General features: G+C 67.9%; 16 protein-coding genes. 7 read left to right on the forward strand and 9 right to left on the reverse strand.

Features of this window, described 5'->3' with window-relative positions; genetic code table 11:
- Window position 1 precedes the first annotated feature (1 nt).
- The 3 genes from MTAB308_RS25015 to MTAB308_RS25025 are packed head-to-tail and all read left to right on the forward strand — an operon-like array spanning window position 2 to window position 3,160.
- Complete coding sequence (locus MTAB308_RS25015; protein WP_077104775.1) at window positions 2-1,039, forward strand: amidohydrolase family protein; 1,038 nt, start codon at window positions 2-4, stop codon at window positions 1,037-1,039.
- On the forward strand, window positions 1,039-2,187 hold the full coding sequence (locus tag MTAB308_RS25020; protein WP_077103103.1) for an amidohydrolase family protein: 1,149 nt from the start codon (window positions 1,039-1,041) through the stop codon (window positions 2,185-2,187). Before MTAB308_RS25015 ends, MTAB308_RS25020 begins: the two co-directional genes overlap by 1 nt.
- A gap of 13 nt (window positions 2,188-2,200) precedes the next feature.
- Window positions 2,201-3,160, forward strand: a complete 960-nt coding sequence (locus MTAB308_RS25025; RefSeq protein WP_077103106.1) for an alpha/beta hydrolase — start codon at window positions 2,201-2,203, stop codon at window positions 3,158-3,160.
- A 4-nt stretch (window positions 3,161-3,164) separates the two neighbouring features.
- On the opposite strand, the gene MTAB308_RS25030 is transcribed toward MTAB308_RS25025, so the two are convergent.
- Window positions 3,165-3,839, reverse strand: coding sequence for a hypothetical protein (locus MTAB308_RS25030; protein ID WP_077103108.1), 675 nt, complete (start codon window positions 3,837-3,839; stop codon window positions 3,165-3,167).
- Window positions 3,836-4,579, reverse strand: coding sequence for a hypothetical protein (locus tag MTAB308_RS25035; RefSeq protein ID WP_077103110.1), 744 nt, complete (start codon window positions 4,577-4,579; stop codon window positions 3,836-3,838). Before MTAB308_RS25035 ends, MTAB308_RS25030 begins: the two co-directional genes overlap by 4 nt.
- A gap of 153 nt (window positions 4,580-4,732) precedes the next feature.
- On the opposite strand from MTAB308_RS25035, the gene MTAB308_RS25040 reads away from it, so the two are divergent.
- Window positions 4,733-5,884: an acyl-CoA dehydrogenase family protein gene (locus MTAB308_RS25040; RefSeq protein ID WP_077103112.1), complete on the forward strand. Its 1,152-nt coding sequence runs from the start codon at window positions 4,733-4,735 to the stop codon at window positions 5,882-5,884.
- Window positions 5,881-7,125 (forward strand): acyl-CoA dehydrogenase family protein, encoded by a 1,245-nt coding sequence (locus MTAB308_RS25045; protein WP_077103114.1) that lies wholly within the window; start codon window positions 5,881-5,883, stop codon window positions 7,123-7,125. The genes MTAB308_RS25040 and MTAB308_RS25045 overlap by 4 nt, the downstream gene beginning before the upstream one ends.
- Here MTAB308_RS25045 and MTAB308_RS25050 read toward each other — a convergent pair.
- The gene (locus MTAB308_RS25050) at window positions 7,085-9,061 is read right to left on the reverse strand and encodes a SpoIIE family protein phosphatase (RefSeq protein ID WP_077103116.1); all 1,977 of its coding nucleotides are present in this window, start codon (window positions 9,059-9,061) and stop codon (window positions 7,085-7,087) included. The two genes, MTAB308_RS25045 and MTAB308_RS25050, sit on opposite strands and share 41 nt — an antisense overlap.
- A 228-nt stretch (window positions 9,062-9,289) precedes the next feature.
- Between MTAB308_RS25050 and MTAB308_RS25055 the strand changes: the two genes are divergently transcribed.
- On the forward strand, window positions 9,290-9,784 hold the full coding sequence (locus MTAB308_RS25055; RefSeq protein WP_083746653.1) for a DUF421 domain-containing protein: 495 nt from the start codon (window positions 9,290-9,292) through the stop codon (window positions 9,782-9,784).
- On the opposite strand, the gene MTAB308_RS25060 is transcribed toward MTAB308_RS25055, so the two are convergent.
- Both MTAB308_RS25060 and MTAB308_RS25065 read right to left on the reverse strand, forming a co-directional pair.
- The gene (locus MTAB308_RS25060; RefSeq protein WP_077103118.1) at window positions 9,776-10,981 is read right to left on the reverse strand and encodes an amidohydrolase family protein; all 1,206 of its coding nucleotides are present in this window, start codon (window positions 10,979-10,981) and stop codon (window positions 9,776-9,778) included. The genes MTAB308_RS25055 and MTAB308_RS25060 overlap by 9 nt on opposite strands.
- Window positions 10,982-11,062: 81 nt before the next feature.
- Window positions 11,063-12,088: a hotdog fold thioesterase gene (locus tag MTAB308_RS25065; protein WP_077103120.1), complete on the reverse strand. Its 1,026-nt coding sequence runs from the start codon at window positions 12,086-12,088 to the stop codon at window positions 11,063-11,065.
- Between the two features lie 115 nt (window positions 12,089-12,203).
- Between MTAB308_RS25065 and MTAB308_RS25070 the strand changes: the two genes are divergently transcribed.
- On the forward strand, window positions 12,204-12,536 hold the full coding sequence (locus tag MTAB308_RS25070) for a hypothetical protein (RefSeq protein WP_077103122.1): 333 nt from the start codon (window positions 12,204-12,206) through the stop codon (window positions 12,534-12,536).
- A gap of 205 nt (window positions 12,537-12,741) precedes the next feature.
- Here the strand turns inward: MTAB308_RS25070 and MTAB308_RS25075 are convergent, their stop codons facing one another.
- Genes MTAB308_RS25075 through MTAB308_RS30655 form a run of 4 tightly spaced genes read right to left on the reverse strand, consistent with a single transcriptional unit; the run spans window position 12,742 to window position 16,782 of the window.
- Window positions 12,742-14,241 (reverse strand): class I adenylate-forming enzyme family protein, encoded by a 1,500-nt coding sequence (locus tag MTAB308_RS25075; protein WP_077103124.1) that lies wholly within the window; start codon window positions 14,239-14,241, stop codon window positions 12,742-12,744.
- On the reverse strand, window positions 14,238-15,173 hold the full coding sequence (locus MTAB308_RS25080) for an acyl-CoA dehydrogenase family protein (RefSeq protein WP_077103126.1): 936 nt from the start codon (window positions 15,171-15,173) through the stop codon (window positions 14,238-14,240). Before MTAB308_RS25080 ends, MTAB308_RS25075 begins: the two co-directional genes overlap by 4 nt.
- A complete protein-coding gene (locus MTAB308_RS25085; protein ID WP_173842229.1) occupies window positions 15,170-16,327 on the reverse strand; it encodes an acyl-CoA dehydrogenase family protein in 1,158 nt (385 codons plus the stop codon). Before MTAB308_RS25085 ends, MTAB308_RS25080 begins: the two co-directional genes overlap by 4 nt.
- Complete coding sequence (locus MTAB308_RS30655; protein ID WP_425436357.1) at window positions 16,324-16,782, reverse strand: acyl-CoA dehydrogenase family protein; 459 nt, start codon at window positions 16,780-16,782, stop codon at window positions 16,324-16,326. The genes MTAB308_RS25085 and MTAB308_RS30655 overlap by 4 nt, the downstream gene beginning before the upstream one ends.
- Window positions 16,783-16,784: the final 2 nt, after the last annotated feature.

Here is a 16,784-nt window from a genome sequence, read left to right on the forward strand (position 1 = left end):
CATGATCATCGACACCAACGTGCAACCGCACTTTCGCTACAACGCGGAGATACGGCGGTACCTGCCGGCCGCGCACCAGCTGCGGTCGATCCCCGACGTCGAGAAGCAGTGGTATCAGGCGCCGGGCGGCGACTACCGAGAGGACCTCTACGGGGACCACTACCCGGGTTCGGATCCCGAGACCGTCAGCCGGCACCTCTTCGATGACATGGGCGTCGATTACGCCGTCCTGAACCCGCTGACCCGCGGCAACATCGCCGACTACCTGCTGAACAGCCGAATTTGCGCGGCGGTCAACGACTGGCTGCTCGATCGCTGGCTGGAGCCCGACACCACCGACCGGTTCCGGGGCACCATCCGCGTCAACCCCGAAGACCCCAAGGGCGCCGTGGCCGAAATCGAGCGCCTCGCCGGCCACCCGAAGCTGGTGCAGGTCGGTGTTCCCATGCAGTCGCGCGAGCCGTACGGCAAGCCGATGTTCGAGCCGATCTGGGAGGCCGCCGCAGCGCACGGGCTGCCGGTCGCGGTCCACATCAACGGCGGCAACGGCGTCGACTACCCGCCCACCTTCGCCGGCCACGCGCACACCTATCCCGGATACGCGGCGTTCATGCCGCTGAACTACTTCGTGCATCTGGCCACGCTCATCATCGAGGGCGTGTTCGGCCGGCACCCGGGCCTGAAGTTCGTGTTCGCCGACGGCGGCTACGACATCCTCACCCCGCTGATGTGGCGACTGGACACCTTCTGGCTCTCGATGCGCGACCAGACGCCGTGGGTGGACCGCTATCCCAGCGAATACCTGCCCGGCCACGTCCGGTTCTGCTCCTCGGCCTTCGACGGCCCGACGGAGGCGGACGCGATGCAGCGGTGGATGGACTTCACCGGCAAGTCCGACCTGCTGATGTACGGGTCGGGCTATCCGCACTGGTCCACCTCGGCGCCGGACGCGACCGCCGACGGGCTGGATCCCGCCCAGCGCGACAAGGTGTTGTGGCGCAACGCCAGCGAGCTCTACGGGTTGAAGGAGCGTGTGTGATGACGACGATCGAACGGGTCGATTCGGCCACCGGTCAAGAGGACGAGATCGCGGTGACCATCGTCGACACCGACGTGCACCCCCTGCCGGTCTCGGCCGACGTGCTCAAGTCCTACGCGCCGGCCGAGTGGGTGGACAAGATCTGGCCGACGGCCAACGCGGTCACCCCGGTGCCGCATTTCTACGACACCCCGGACTCCTACAAGACGATGTCGCTGCGCCTGGACGCGGCCCCGCCGGGCGGCGGGGTCGCCGGCAGCGACCCGGATTTCGCCGCCAAGCAGTTGCTGCTCGATGCCGGCGTGAGCATCGCGACGCTAGAGCCGATGTGCGATGCCCAGCTGCCCCAGGCCGAGCACGTGCTCAAGTCGACCTACAACGACTGGCTCGCCGATGTCTGGCTGGACAAGTACAACTGGCACGGCCGCTGGCGCGGCTCGATCAGCATCAGCGCGCAGACGCCGGAGCTGGCCGCCCGCGAAGTCCAGCGGTGGGCCGGGCACCCGTACATGGCCCAGGTGCTGATGACACCCCAGACCCGTGGAATCCCTTTCGGCAACCCGCATTTCGACCCACTCTATGAGGCGGCCTCGCGCAACGGATTCCCGGTGGCCACGCACCTGATGGGCCAGACGCCGTTCGAGTTGATTCCGATCTACCCGGTCGGCAACCCCGCGCACTGGCACGACTTCTTCGCGTCCTGGCCGCTGCTGTATGTCTCGCACCTGATGAGCCTGGTGTTTGACGGCGCGTTCGACCGCCACCCCGACCTGCGGGTGGTCTTCGTCGAGGGCGGCTTCACGTGGGCGATGCCGGTCATGTCACGGATGGACCGGATCTGGGAAGCCCGCCGCGGCGACCTGCCGCACGTGCGGCGGCGGCCGTCGGAGTATGTGCGCGAACACGTTCGGTTCACCACGCAGCCACTGGAAGACGCCGACACCGTGCAGTTCCGCGAGTACCTCGAGATGATGGACGTCGGGGACAACCTGATGTTCTCGACGGACTACCCGCACTGGAGCTACGACTCGCCCACCTACGCGATCAACCGGTTCCCCGCCGACCAGCGGGAGCAAATCATGCGCGGCAACGCGACGGCCCTCTACGGGCTTCCGGCGACGGTCAAGGCGCTTCCCGGGGAGCGGTGACGCGTTGGCGGACGTGACGCAGACCAACCTGGCACGGCCCCAAGGCCTCACCCGAATCGACCCGGTGTTGCGCGAGGCCGCGATCGGCCTGGGCGTCGTGGAGTTCCGTGCCGAGACGCTGCCCGCCGAGCGCGAACAGGCCAACCTACGCGCCGCACAGCGGGCGGCGGCCGCCGACACCGACGGCGTCACCGTGGAATCGCGATCGATCTCCGGACCCGACGGCAAGCGGCTGGACCTTCGCCTGTATCGCGGGGCGGCGGGATCGCCGGCGCCGCTGGTGGTGTACGCCCACGGCGGTGGTTTCGTGACGGGGAACCTGGACACCGATCACGCCCAGTGCGTCGAGCTCGCACGTGACGCCGGCTGTCTGGTGGTGTCCGTCGACTACCGGCTCGCGCCCGAAAACCCTTGTCCGGCAGCTCTGGCCGACGTGGAGGCGGCGCTGCGCCACGTCGTCACGAATTCGGCGCAGTTCGACGCGGACCCTCGCCGCATCGCGGTGATGGGCCGGGATTCGGGCGCGGCGCTGGTCGCGGGCCTGGCCCAGCGGATGTTCGACGAAGAAGGACCGCCGATCCTGGTGCAGATCCTGCACCAGCCGATGCTCGACTCCGACACCACGCCGTCGCGGCGCGAATTCCAGCGCACGCCCGGCCTCAACGGCCCCGCGGTGAGCCGCGCGTGGAGCCACTACCTGGGCCACGCGGCCGCCACCGGCCAAGGCGTCCCCGCACACCGGGCCAACCTGGAGGGGTTGCCGCCCACGTTCATCAGCTGCTCCGAGATCGATCCGTGCCGCGACGAGGCCATCGGCTACGCCAACCGGCTGCTACACGCCTACGTTCACACCGAATTGCATGTCATCGCAGCGACATTCAACGGCTTCGACACGCTGGTTCCCGATTGGGTTGTCTCCCAGGAAAACCGGGCGCTGCACGCGCAGACGCTTCGTCGCGTGTTCGCCATGTAGGCGGCTAGATCGGGGTGAACTTGGTGATGAGCCAGTTGCCGCCGACCCTGCTCATGCGCACCAGCACGCTGCTGACCGCCACCGACGGCTGGGGGCTGTCCTTGGTCGACGTGACCTGATCGACGAACACCAGCACGACGGCCGAGTCGGGGTGTAGCTCCGACACCGCGGCGCCCGTCACCTTGGCCGTGGTTTTCATCGACTTCTGCTTGGCCATCGGGGCCACGGTCTGCTGACTGAATTGGTCGTAGTAGGACAAGAAGTCGCCGGTGAGGTGCTTCCTGGCGGCGGCGAAGTCCTTGTCGAGCGAGTCGTACGAGTACGACAGCAACGCCACGGTTCCGTCGGATCCGGCACGGGCCACCGTGCGGGCGACGTCGGTATCGGTCTGTTGATCGGGGCGGTACTGCTTGAAGTACAGCCACGTCGCCACGCCGCCGGAAATCAGCAGCAGCACAATCAGAACCGGCGCGACGATCTTGCGCAGGCCGGGCGGCAACCCGCGGCGCCGAGGTTCGCTTAGCTCCGCGGAGTCCTCCTCGTCGGCCTCGGGTTCCGCGGCGTCGTCGGCCGCGTCCTCTTCGGCTTCGGGGTCGACGTCGGCCGCGTCCTCTTCGGCTTCGGGTTCGGGTTCGGGTTCTGGTGCGGCCGAATCCATGTCACGCACTTCTTCCGTCACGGCACGTACTCGACTTTCGACATCTTGTACTGCCCGCCGACCTTGGCGACCGTCACCCGCAGCCGCCAGACCAACGGGGGCACGTCCTTTCCGGGTGGGGAATTGGTGACCTGCGAGGTCGCCGAGACCAACACCACCGCGGAGTTGCCGTTGATGGATTCGAGGGCGGCGGCGTTCACCGTCCCTTCGGTCACCGCCTTCGATTGGGTGACCACCGAGATGAAGTCGTTGGCCCGCTGCTGGAAGTCGTCTTTGAATTGCCCGGTGGAGCCGTCGATCACGCGCTGGATGTCTTCTCTGGCCTTGTTGAAGTCGAGGGAGATCATGTTGAGGACGCCCTGCTTGGCCCCCGCGATGAACGCCGCTTCCCGCTGTTGGTTTTGGGTCGCGTCGCGGTGTTGGAGCACCATGTATGCGCTGAAACCGGCGAAAGCGCAGATGGCGATGACGGTGGCCACCGCGGCGATCGCCGGCAACCGCCGTCGCCAGGCCGGTTGCTCCGTGACGAGTTCGTCGTATTCCGCGTCGTATTCCGTGTCGTATTCCGCGTCGTAGTCCTCTTCGTAATCCTCGTCGTCGCCGTACGCCTCGGCGGCGTCGGGCCGGCCGAGGGCCTCCCGACGCAGCCGTGCGGCGGCGGCGCGGGCCTTCGCCGCGGCGGCCAGCGCCTCGGCCGCGGCGGCCTCCGCTGCCTGGGCCTCCTCGAGCAATGCCCGCGCGTCGGGGTCGGGCTCAGTCATCGCGATTACCGCTCGTCACGACCATTATCGATTGAACTCCGGTATCTCTTACGGTATTGCTCATTGCTACCATCAGAATCTCCACGAACTGCGACGAGAACCGACCAGGCGGATGATCAATCACCCACACTTTCTCCCGAATCCTCCGGCATCATGACCGCTGTCGACTCTCCCGAAAAGATACTCTTCGCTTCCACAACCCAGGCCTTTCTACAAAAAGAAGCGCCGCTGCGTCGCGTCCGGGAACTGCACGCGGCCGGCGAGTCCTTTGACCCGGCGTGGTGGCGGCGCGCCGCCGAACTCGGGTGGACCGCGCTGCTGGTGCCCGAGGAGTTGGGCGGCGGCAGCGTCTCGGGCAGCGGTCTTCAAGATCTGGCCATGGTCGCCGAACAACTCGGCAAGACGGTGGCGCCGGGACCGCTGTATCCGGTCAGCGTCGTGCTCGCGGCGCTCGCCGAGTGCGCCGACCCGCGGTCGCACACCGACACCATCGAGTCGCTGATATCGGGCGAAACGGTGGCGTCGTGGGCGGTGAGCGAGCCGGGGCGGGGCTGGGCGCCGCTGGATCCCGCGGTGACGGCCACCCGGACGGACGCCGGCTTTCGCCTCGACGGCACCAAGGACCGGGTGGAGGCCGGCGCTCAAAGCGCGGTGCTGCTCGTCGTGGCGCGATGCGGCGACGAGGTTCGTCAGTTTCTGGTCCCGACGGACGCACCGGGCGTCCGCATCGAGCCCCAGCAGTCGGTCGACTTGGTGAAGCAGTACGCGCGGGTGCATTTCGACGGCGTGGTCGTGGACCCGTCCGCGGTCGTCGGCGGCGCGACCGAGACCGCCGCCCTCATCGACCGGCAGAGCCAGATCGCCCAGGTGCTGCAGTGCGCCGAGGTCGTCGGCATCCTGCAAACGGTGTTCGACTTCACCGCCCAATGGGCGTTGGACCGCCACACATTCGGGCGCCCGCTGGCGTCATACCAAGTACTCAAGCATGGATTCGCCGACATGAAGCTGTGGCTGGAAGCCTGTCGCGCCACCACCAACGCCGCGGTCGCCGACGTCGCCGACCGCTCTTCCAGCGCGGGCTTGTCGGCGAGCATCGCCAAGTCCTACGTCGGTGAGATGTCCGTGCGGGTCGTCCAGGCGTGCGTGCAGATGCACGGCGGCATCGGCGTGACGTGGGAACACGACCTGCACCTGTACCTGAGGCGAGTCACGTTGTATCGCGCCATGTTCGGCACGCCCGAGGAACACAACCTGAGGGTGTACGAGGCGGAGAAGGCGGCCCGATCGATGGCGAACGCCGGATGACGACCACCGAGTCTGTCGCCGAGTTCGCCGCTCGGGCCCGAGAGTGGTTGGCGGACAACATGCCCGCCATCGATCCCGAGGATCCACCGCCCGTCCCGCGCGACGACGAGCGATCGTGGCAGCGCGCCCGAGAACTGCAAAAGCGGCTCTACAAAGGCGGATTCGCCGGCATTTGTTTTCCCCGCGCGTACGGCGGCCTGGGCCTGGATTACGAATACCAGAAGGCGTTCGACTCCGAGTCCTTCGGTTACGAGATGCCGCTGATCCTCAATACCCCCACGTTCACCATCTGCTGCGCCACTCTGCTCGACACCGGCGCCGAGGAGCAGAAGAAGCGGCACATCGCCGCGGCCCTGCGCGGCGATGAGGTGCTGGTGCAGCTGTTGAGCGAGCCCAGCGGGGGCTCGGACCTGGCCGGTGTGATCACCCGGGCCGAACGTCGCGGCGACCGGTGGGTGATCGACGGCGCGAAGACGTGGAGCACCAGCGCGTTCGCCGCCGACTACGGACTGTGCCTGGCGCGCACCGACTGGGACGTGCCCAAGCACGAAGGCTTGACCATGTTTCTGGTGCCCATCGCACACCCGGGAATCACGTTGCGGCGCATCACCATGCTGAGCGGTTCGACCGAGTTCTGCGAAGAATTCCTGGACGGCGTGGATGTGGGCGACGACGCCGTCGTCGGCGAGGTCAACGGCGGCTGGGCGGTGGCCTCGCGGCAGCTGTATCACGAACGCCGGGCGGTGGGGCAGGGTTCCGAGTTCTCCAGCGGCAGCGGCAGCGAGGGCGGTTCCACTAAGCCCGTCGACTATGTGGCGCTGGCCGAGAAGGTGGGCCGGGCCGATGACGAACGGGTCCACGAGATGGCCGGGCGCGTGCTCGTGCACCGCGCCGTGGCCGAGCAGTTGATCGACCACGTTTACCGCAACGTCCGCGACGGGGTTCTGCCACCGACCGCCGGGACGCTCATCAGGCTCTTTCATTCCGAGACCGTGACCCTGGAGATGGACACCGCGCTCGCGATCGCGGGAAGTGCCGGGGTCGTCGGGGAATTCGGCGAGGGCCTAGAGGCCGGCCTGCGTTACCTGTCGCGGCAGAACGTCGCCATCGGCGGCGGCACCACCGAGATGGCCCGCAACGTCATCGGCGAGCGCGTACTGGGCTTTCCGCGCGAATACGCCGCAGACCGCGGGGTGCCGTTCAGTCAGGTGCGGCACGGTCAGGGTCTGGATCGCCGCTGACGTCGCTGACGAAGGGCATTTGGACCAGCGAGAGGACGTGATGCGCCGGGCTGCCGGGTGGGGCTACCAGCACGAGGGCGCCGCCCTGCGTCTGCGCCCGGTCGCGGGCGGCGGCCAGCGCGCTGACGCCGGCCGATCCGAGGTGGGTGACTCCGCTCAGGTCGACCGTCAAAGACCCGACGCCGGAGCGGCTTTCGACGGCGATCTGGCGATCCAGCGTGGATGCGGTGGTGGTGTCGACGTCGCCGCTCACGACGATGCGGCCGGCGTCGCCGACCAGGGAGACGAATTCGGCGGCGACGGGTCGGCGGCGGTGTGAGCGACCGACGATCGTGTCGGTGATGAAGTTGGCCGGTCGCGACAGCGGGTGGATCAGGCTGGCGGTCGTGCCGCCGGCGTCGTGCGTGATCTGCGCCTGCGACACCAGGGCCTCGGCCATCGCGAGTCCGCGCCCGCGACCGCTGGCGCCCTCGCGGTAGTCCTTCCACTGCCCGTGATCGATCACGGAGGCGTGCAGGTTTCCATCACCGGCCAGCGCGGCTTCGACAACGACGCCGTCGGGAACCTCGGTCGCGTACCCGTGTTCGACCGCGTTTTCGACGAACTCGGAGACCGCGTGCACAACATCACAGATGTCGTCGCCGTCGGCCCCGATCTCCGAGAGCCAGTCACGAAGCCGCGTGCGGACCGCGCGCGCCGCATGGATGGTCGCGTCCACGGTGATGCGCAGCGGTGGCAATGGCGTGCGTCGTTGCGCCGCGAGCAGCGTGACATCGTCCTGGTAGCCGGTCGACCGCAAAAGCAATTCCAGTGTCTCCGAACAAAGTCGGTCGATCGGGCGCCCCGGCGCATCGATGACGAAGCCGCCGCGGCCGCCGGCGATGTTGGCGGCCAACTCGGCGAATTCCGCGGTGCTGGAGCCCAGCGGCCGGCCAGGCCGCTCGATCAAGCCATCCGAATACAGCAGCACCGAATCGCCCGGCTCCAGCACCTCGGTGCGCACCGGGAATCCGGTGCCGCTGCCGAGGGGCCCCGCGCCCGACGGTTCCGCGTACCGCGAGCTGGCATCGGCGCTCACCAGTAGCGGTGGCGGGTGTCCCGCTGTGCAGTACTGGAATTCGCCCGTCGCGAGGTCGAGTGAACCGATGCACAGGGTGGCCGACTTGGAGCCCGGCACGTGTTCGCGGAAGCGATCGAGCGCCTCGAGCGCCTCGATGATGCTGTGCCCCAGCGAAATTTGCATGCGCAAAGCCGTGCGCAGTTGCGACATCACCGCGGCCGCCTCGACGCCATGGCCGACGACATCGCCGACGACGAGGACCAGCCGGTCCCCGAGGGCTATCGCATCGAACCAGTCCCCACCGACGGCGGTGTCTTGGGCGGCAACGAGGTATTCCGCCGCGATGTCGGCGCCCGGAACGACGGGCACCGACGGGGCCAGTAGCGCCTGCTGCATGACGATGGCCGAATCGCGCACGTTGCGGTAGCGCTCGGCGAGGTCCTCTATGCGCGCCTCGGCGGCCAGTCGCGCCCGCACCCGCTCGGTGACGTCGTCGAAGATGATCTGCACACCCTCGACCGACCCATCGTCCCCGCGGCGCGGTGTTACCACGAAGTCGAAGTACCGCTCCTGGATGCCCGATCCGTCGTAGTCGGCTTGCAGCCGCCACTCTCTTCCGGACTGGGATTCGCCCGTCTCGTACACGCGGTCGAACATCTGGTAGATCTGCTGGCTCTCCAGCTCGGGGAAGACCTCGACCGCAGGCTTTCCCACCGGGTTGCCCGTCGGACTGAACACGCGGTAGGCGGCGTTGACCGCGACGAACCGGTGGTCGGGCCCCTTCAGGCCGACCAGCATGGCGGGAACATTCTCGAAGACGCGGCGAACCTCGTCGGCCGCACCAACGGTCTTGTCCCACTCATTTTCGGCGACCAATTGGCCGTCCCTTCCACGGAACTTCGGTACGCGGTCGCATAACCAGGCCGGATGCATGGTATTTGCACACGTAGATGCCCAGATTAGCAACGAGTGTCATGTACCCGCTGCAACGCATTTGCTAACCGTCACGTGGCGCCTGCCGAGGTTACGCCGGATGTCGGCGGGTACCTCTGGTCACATGAGCGGGACCGCACGGCCACGGCGACTGACCGAATTCGGGTTGGCATGAACGATTTACTGCTGCAGTTTGTCGACGGGTGGCGGCCGGCGGCGTACGGCGCACTCAAGGCTTTGGCGTTATTCATCACCGCTGCAACGGCTTTCCGGCTCATGCTGCGGCGCACCATCGGCGAGTTCACGCCCTTCGACTGGGTCACCGCCGTCGCGGTGGGTGCCATCGTCGGGCGCACCGCCACCGCCGCCGACACCTCATGGCTCACCGGGGCGGCCGCCCTCGTCGCCTTGATCGCCGCCCATGACCTCGTCGCGCGGCTGCGGTTCGTCCCGTGGGTGCGCCGACTGGTCGACCCGCCGGTGCGGGTGCTGATCCGCGACGGCGAACTCGATGAGGCGAACCTGCGACGTTGCCGGCTCACGCACTCGGACCTGGAGGCGATCCTGCGCCAGCACGGTCACCAAACCCCCGCGGACGTTCGCCTCGCCGTGTTCGAGACCAAGGGCGTCGTTTCCGTCTTCGACGAAGCCGACCGCTCAGGCTGAGACGGGCTTCTTCGCGGGCTCGGAAACCTTCATCAGCTTCATCAGGTTGCCGCCCATGATCTTGGCGACGTCCTCCTCGCTGAAGTCGGTCAGCTCGTCGACGAAGGAGATGGGGTCCTTCAGCCCCTCGGGGTGCGGCCAGTCCGAGCCGAAGAGCACGCGATCGGTGCCCACCATCTTGACGATCTCGGTGAACCGGTCCTCCCAGAACGGGGTGATGTAGACGCAGCGCTTGAACGCCTCGATCGGGTCCTCGCTGAACGCCTGCGGCATCTTCTTGTAGACGCCCTTGAGGCCCTTGAACAGATCGGGCACCCAGTCGGCGCCGTTTTCGATCGACAGGATCCGCAGCTCCGGGTTGCGCGACAGCGCGCCGTGGCACACCAGCGCACCCATCGCGTCCAGGATCGGCCGATGGCCCATCGCGAAGCTGCGGAAGGCGGTCGGCTTGAACGGCAAGAACTCGTCGCCGGGCTCCCACACGTTCGCGAATTCGGAGTAACCGCTGTCCGAGGCGTGCATCGAGACCGGGATCTCGGCCTTGATGCAGGCCTGCCAGAAGGGGTCGAACTCCTCGAGGCCGAACGAGCGGCTGCCCTTGAAGCCGGGCACCGGCGCCGGGCGGACCAGCACCGTGCGGGCGCCGCGCTCCAGGACCCACTCGAGTTCTTCGAGCGCACGCTCGACGATCGGCAGGGTGATCACCGGGGTGGCGAAGATGCGGTCCTTGTAGTTGAACGACCACTGCTCATACATCCACTCGTTGAGCGCGTGAATGACGTCGTGGGTCATCTCCGGGTCGTCCTTCATCCGCTCTTCGACCAGGCTGGCCAGGGTCGGGAACATTAGGGCGTAGTCGATGCCGAGCTCGTCCATGACCTCCAGCCGCGCGCCCGGTTCACGGAAGGCGGGAATGGCCTTCATGGGCTCGCCCAGGATCTCGCGGTAGCTCTTGCCCTGCGCGCCGTGCCGGAAGTAGTCCTCCTGGGCCCCGGGCCGCGCGACCACCTCGAACGTGGGGTTGGGGATGTACTCGCTGATGTGGCCGCGCACCACGATCTTGGTGCGGCCCCGCACCTGCACGTAGTCGATGACGCGCTTGCGGTTCTCCGGCAGGTACTTGGTCAGCGCCTCCTGCGGCTCGTACATGTGGTTGTCGGCGTCGAAGACGGGGAAGGAAAGTTCGCGAGACGGCATGGCGATCTCCTTGGGACAAGTTTTGGGTTCTCGGTAGGTGGTAATGACGTTACCACTTTTGCGCGACGGGGTGTAGGGGGCCTAATCGTCGGCCGGGAGGCCGGCCGTCGGCGTCGGTCCGTTGATGATCGCGAAGTTCACCGTCGCGGTCGCGGCGAGCTCGTCGCCGTCGCCGTAGATGTCGACCTGCATGACCATCGCCCGGCGACCGGAGCGCAGCATCCGCGGCACCGCGCGCGCGGCGCCCTGCTTGATGGGCCGCAGGTAGCGGACGAACAAATCGGCGGTCGTCATGGTGGTGCCGGGCTGCAGGTATTCCAGCCCGAACTGTCCCCCCGCCACGTCGACCAGGGTGGCGATCAGCCCGCCCTGCAGGGCGCCGGACGTGTTGGTGACATGGGGGCTGACGGGCATCGTCATCGCGAATTCGCCGTTGTGGATGCCCGGTCGCATCCCGATTTGGGCGAACAGCTCTCCCAGCGAGGGCGTCGGCGACTCGTCGGTTTCGCGGATGCCGAGCGCGCGGCTGCAGAAGTCATAGAGCTGTCCGACGTCGATCGGTGTGCTGATCAATTCCGCGCCGAGCCAATGCAATCGCTGCGCGCCCATGATCGTCTGCATGACGATCGCCGCCGCGGCCCCGACATCGAGTCCCGGGTTGAAGACGCCCTCGGTGATGCCCTGCCCGACGATGTCGCGAATCAGCTGGTGCATCGGGGAGAGCACGCGGGCGTATTCGCGGGGGCGCGTCTCGGCCAGATGCTGGTTGTACAGGCTCAACGCCCTGTTCAGGCTGTCCTGGGTGCTCGATTCCGGTTGCTGGCTGATGCGGTCGATCACCAGCTTGAGCGCGGCGGTGCTGTCGAGTCCGTTGATCTCGGCACGCCAGGCCTGCACCGATTGCGCGATGGTCCTGTCGAACAGCGCCAGCAGCAGCTCGTCCTTGCTGCCGAAGTGCTGGTAGAAGGCCCGCAGCGAGGTCTTGGAGCGCGCGACGACCTCTTGGACGGTGAAATCGGTGCGTCCGGTTTCGCCCAGGATCGCGACGGCCGTCTTGATGAAGCGGTCGCCGCGCGTCACCTCGACTTCCTCGGTCGGTTCAGCCATGAGAATGAGATTACCGCGAGTGGCGTGATATGCGTGCAGCCAGAACGCCGGGGCGCTGACGCGAAAACCCGCATTTGCATCGGGCCGCGACAGCCGGTCGCTACCGTCGCAAATCGTGGACACTAGTGCTGCTCTGATTGAGGTCTGGCTGCGCCAGGACGACGACGAGATCATTTGCACGGTCGTCAGCGACGACGAAAGCACCTACGAACTGGACGTGGACGCGCTGTCGATGCGCGGCGCGCAGCGCGAGATGACCGGCTACTTCATCGACCAAAGCTACGAGCCCGCGGACCAGTGGCAGGTCGAGGTTGACGGCGCCGACGGCCCCGTGGAGACGGTGCGCAGGTTCAGACCGACGCGCTTTCAGGGCCAGGCCTCGAACGACGACGTCGCGGGCGACGCGCTCGACGCGGCCGAATTCACGGCCGACGAGTTGCTGCCGTAACGCCGGCCCTCCTCGCCTAAAACGGCGGTGGTTCGTCGTCGTCGGTGTGTGGTGGTAGGGCGAAGGAGCCGCGACGCAAGGGTTTTTCGGGGGCGAATCTGGCTTAAGCGGTCGCGGTGGCGCTGCGGGGGGCGGTCCGCATCGCCACGGGCTCTGACGGGGGAGTACGAAAAGGTCCACGTCCGCGCGAGCGGCCGACCAGTCGCTAGCCGCCCCGCGCCTCGATCAGCGCCGAGCGATTGACCTTCGTGGCCGCGGTGCGCGGGATCGCGTCGACGAACTCGACGGTCTTGGGCGCCTTGTAGTGCGCGAGGCGGCTCTTGGCGTACTCGATCACCTGCTCTTCGCTCAGTAACGCGCCGACCGCGGGCTGGACCACCGCATGAACGCGGCGGCCCCACTGCGCGTCGGTGAGCCCGATGACCACGACGTCGGCGATGTCGGGGTGGCCCGCCAGAGCCGACTCCACTTCCGCCGGAAAGACATTGGCGCCGCCGGTGACGATCATGTCGACGCGCCGGTCGACGATGTAGAGATAGCCGTCCTCGTCGAGGTAGCCGATGTCGCCGGCGGAACGGAAGCCGTCCTCGGTCGACGGCAGCGGTGGTGCCCCACCCAGGTAGCGCGATCCCGCGGCCATCGGCGCGCGCAGGTAGATCTCGCCGTATTCGCCCGGCCCAAGGGGCGTCCGCCCGGCGTCCAGGATCCGGATCTCCGTGTCCCGGAAACCGCGGCCAACACTGCCCGGATGGGCGAGCCACTCGTCGCCGCGTAACGCGGTCAGCCCGAGGTTCTCGGTCATGCCATACGCGGACACGATCTGCTCGGGGCTCAGCAGCTCGAACCAGGTGCGCATGAGCGAGGGCGGCATCACGGCGGCCCCCTGCAGGATGAAGACGACGCTGGACAGGTCGCGTCGGCGGATGTCGGGCCGCGCCGCGATGCGCGCCAGCATCGTGGGCGTGGCCGTGAAGTTGGTGATTCGGAAGCGTTCGATCACGTCCAAAACCAATGCCGCGTCGAACTTTTCGAGCACCACCAGGTGGTCACCGGCCAGCAGGAAGAAGAAGGTCGCAAAGCCATTGGTGTGGTACATGGGTGCGGGCACCATGATGGTCTGCGGCTGGGCGACCGGTGTCCAGTTCGACAGGAACGGCTCGCCGTGTTGGGGCGTCCACAGCGACGGCGCCAGGCTGAGGATCACCTTGGGGACGCCGGTCGACCCGCTGCTGCAGATGCCGTTCGCGTGCGGGGAGACGGCCGCGGGCAGCGGGCCGGCGGACTCACCAGCCGCGCGCGCCTCCAGCTCCCACCGGGTTCTTTCGTCGACGACGACGGCGGGGGCGATCACGTCGCGCACCCGGTCCCGTTCCCACTCGGGTAGATCCCAGTGGATGGGAACGGGAACCGCGCCGATCTTCCAGCATCCCAAAGCGCCGAGCACCAAATGCACGGAGTTCGGGATCGCCAGGGCCACAAGGGAACCCGGACCGGCACCGCTGGCGGCCAGCGCTCGCCCCCACTGGTTGGCGCGGGCGTCGAGCTCGCCGAAGGTCAGCGACTCCGCGGTGCCGTCGAGCGCCACCACCGTCACCGCGGGTTCGTCGCTCCGTTCTTCGGCGAGCTGCTGCAGTTTGGTTCCGAACGGGATGCCGTCTTCGAGCGGGTTGGGCGCCACGCCCGATTCAACAGGTTCGGTCGTCATGCGGGTACCGGCCCGCTGAACAGCGTCTCGAGGTGGCCGTCGCGGACGTCGGGGATCAGGCGCAGGGAGAGCGCCTCGGCGCTCAGCGGCAAGCGGATCAGCGGCTGGGTGTGCCGGTCGAGCACGCTGACGTCGGACTCGTCGCAAAAACCCAGGGCGCCGAGCAACTGGTGAGAGGTCCGCAGCACCTGCCGCGCGGTGTCGGCGGCCTTGTACCTGAGCAGCAGCGCATCGGCCGAATGCACCTGCACCGGTAGCGATTCCGGTCGGCTGATGGTGTATTTCGCGAGTTCGTGCAGGCCGCGTACCCCCACGGCGGCGTCCGCGACGGCGAACCTGACGGCCTGGAAATCCGCCAGCGGCTTGCCGAACTGGACCCGGGCGCGTACGTGTTCGGTGACAATGTGCAGCGACTGCTGCAGGGCTCCCAGAATCCGCCATGATCCCAGCACGAGATGAAGGTTAACGTCGCCGGCCGGAACGGTTCCGTCGGGTGCGCTCAATGTGGCCGGCACCAGGAACGGCCCCAGCTTGGCGTTGGTGCGCGACGCCGCCCGCGGGTGGTAGCGGTTGCCGTCCAGGTCGGCGGCGACCCAGTCGCCCGGCAGGTCGCCGTGGTCGATGCGCGGCGCCTCGGGGTTGACCAGGGCCAGTCGCGCGCCGTCGATCGCCAGCAGTTCTTCGACGACCGGATAGGGCAGGGCGGTCGCGCCGGCGGCCTGGCAGAGCACCGCGGCGGCCAACAGGTCGTCGTTCGCCGACCGGACGTCGAGCTCGAACGCGCCGACGTCGCGCAGGGCCGCCTGCGCGGCGTCCCGGATGCCGTCATCGGACTCGGCGCGCAGCGCCGCCGGGGGACCGCCCAACCGGGTCAGCCGCTTCGCGGCGACCGCGGCGAAGTCGCTGATATCTTGCGGCAGCTCGGTTTTCAACGGTGTTCTCCCAGAACGTCGCGGGCCACCAGCATTCGCTGCACCTCGATGGTGCCCGACGCCACGGTGGCGGCCTGTGCGTAGCGCCAATGGTCTTCGATGGCCCCGTGCAGGGGCGCCGACGTGCCGCTGTCGAGCGCGGCGGGGCCCAGCACGTCGAACAGCAGCTCGGCGACCAGCTGATCGCAGGTGGTGGTGGCGATGCGGGCGGCGCTGGCCGCCGCCCCCGCCGACGGGTCGTCCTGCAGCGAGATGGCCCGGTACGCCAGCAGCCTGGCCACCCGGAGGTCGGCGAGCGCCCGCACCCAGCGGGCGCGAATGGACTCGGGCAGCGAGTCCCAGTCCTCGCCGAGCTGCCTGCGCATCCGGTCCAGCAGCGACTCGCATCGCGCGTAGCGGGCGATGCCGACCCGCTCGAAGGCCAGCGCTTCCCGCATCACCCGCCAGCCGTCGCCGACCTCGCCGAGGACGTCGCCGGGTAAGGCCTGCACGTCGTCGAGGAACATCTCGTTGAGGTGATGGGGCCCCAGCATCGACCCGATGGGCCGCACGGTGAAACCCGGCCGGTCCATCGGGATGAGAAACAGGGTGAGCCGCTTGGGTTTTGGCGCCTCCGGGTCGGTGCATGCGGCCAGCACGCACCAGGATGCCATCAACGCATACGACGTCCACACCTTCTGGCCGGTGATGCGCCAGCCGTCACCGTCGCGCACCGCGCGGGTGCGCAGCGACGCCAGATCGGTGCCGGCCTCCGGCTCGGAGAAGCCCTGGCACCAGATCACGTCGCCGGACGCGATGGCGGCCAGGTGCTTGGCCTTCTGTTCGGCTGTGCCGTAACGCATCAGCGCGGGCCCGACCCAGTTGATCCCCATGTACTGCGGACCGCGCGGCTCGTGCTGGGCCCACATCTCCTCGCGCAACACCGTCTGCTGCCAGACCGAACCCCCGCCGCCGCCATGCTCTTTCGGCCACGCCAGCGCCAGCAGGCCCTCGGAGGCCAGCAGCTTGCAGAACGTCTCGGTGGTGGCCAGGTCTTGCGGGTTTTCCGTACAGGCGCCGAGGAAATCGGCGGGGATGTGGTTGGACACCAACTCGCGCAGGTGGTTTCGCAGTTGTGCGGCGTCTTCGCCGAGGTCGTAATCCATCGTCGTCATCCCTTCGGCAGCCCGAGCAGCCGCTCGGCGATGATGTTGCGCTGCACTTCCGACGTTCCGCCGTAGATGGTTGCGGCAAGCGCGTCCTGGCGTTCGAACAGCAAATCCGGATCGCTCACGCCATCCTCCCCCTTCGCAACCGCGGCCAGTTCCCAAACCCGTTGCAGGGTAACCGATCCGAGCAGCTTGAGAATGTCGGCCTCCGGGCTCGCCCGCCCCGCCAGCTCGCTGCCCAGCGCGCGGTATCCCGTGGCCCGGAGCGCCTCGGCGTCGGCAAGAAGCGAGCCGAGCTCGGCGCAGATGTCGTCTGTCGGGCGCGCCCCACGCACCGCGTCGAGCCCGCGCTTGATCTCGACCCAGTTCATGATCCAGATCATCTGGCGTTCGTGGTGCAGCGACGACAGCGCCACGTTCCAGCCGCCATGCAGCGGCCCGAGCAGGTTCTCCGCCGGCACCT

The sequence above is a fragment of the Mycobacterium terramassiliense genome (assembly GCF_900157385.1).
Lineage (GTDB): Bacteria > Actinomycetota > Actinomycetes > Mycobacteriales > Mycobacteriaceae > Mycobacterium > Mycobacterium terramassiliense.

Excerpts from the sequence above, each read along its gene's own strand:
- MTAB308_RS25015 (WP_077104775.1), top strand. The coding sequence starts at position 2 with ATGATCATCGACACCAACGTGCAACCGCACTTTCGCTACAACGCGGAG.
- MTAB308_RS25020 (WP_077103103.1), top strand. The coding sequence starts at position 1,039 with ATGACGACGATCGAACGGGTCGATTCGGCCACCGGTCAAGAGGACGAG.
- MTAB308_RS25035 (WP_077103110.1), bottom strand. The coding sequence starts at position 4,579 with ATGACTGAGCCCGACCCCGACGCGCGGGCATTGCTCGAGGAGGCCCAG.
- MTAB308_RS25040 (WP_077103112.1), top strand. The coding sequence starts at position 4,733 with ATGACCGCTGTCGACTCTCCCGAAAAGATACTCTTCGCTTCCACAACC.
- MTAB308_RS25045 (WP_077103114.1), top strand. The coding sequence starts at position 5,881 with ATGACGACCACCGAGTCTGTCGCCGAGTTCGCCGCTCGGGCCCGAGAG.
- MTAB308_RS25055 (WP_083746653.1), top strand. The coding sequence starts at position 9,290 with ATGAACGATTTACTGCTGCAGTTTGTCGACGGGTGGCGGCCGGCGGCG.
- MTAB308_RS25060 (WP_077103118.1), bottom strand. The coding sequence starts at position 10,981 with ATGCCGTCTCGCGAACTTTCCTTCCCCGTCTTCGACGCCGACAACCAC.
- MTAB308_RS25065 (WP_077103120.1), bottom strand. The coding sequence starts at position 12,088 with ATGGCTGAACCGACCGAGGAAGTCGAGGTGACGCGCGGCGACCGCTTC.
- MTAB308_RS25075 (WP_077103124.1), bottom strand. The coding sequence starts at position 14,241 with ATGACGACCGAACCTGTTGAATCGGGCGTGGCGCCCAACCCGCTCGAA.
- MTAB308_RS25085 (WP_173842229.1), bottom strand. The coding sequence starts at position 16,327 with ATGACGACGATGGATTACGACCTCGGCGAAGACGCCGCACAACTGCGA.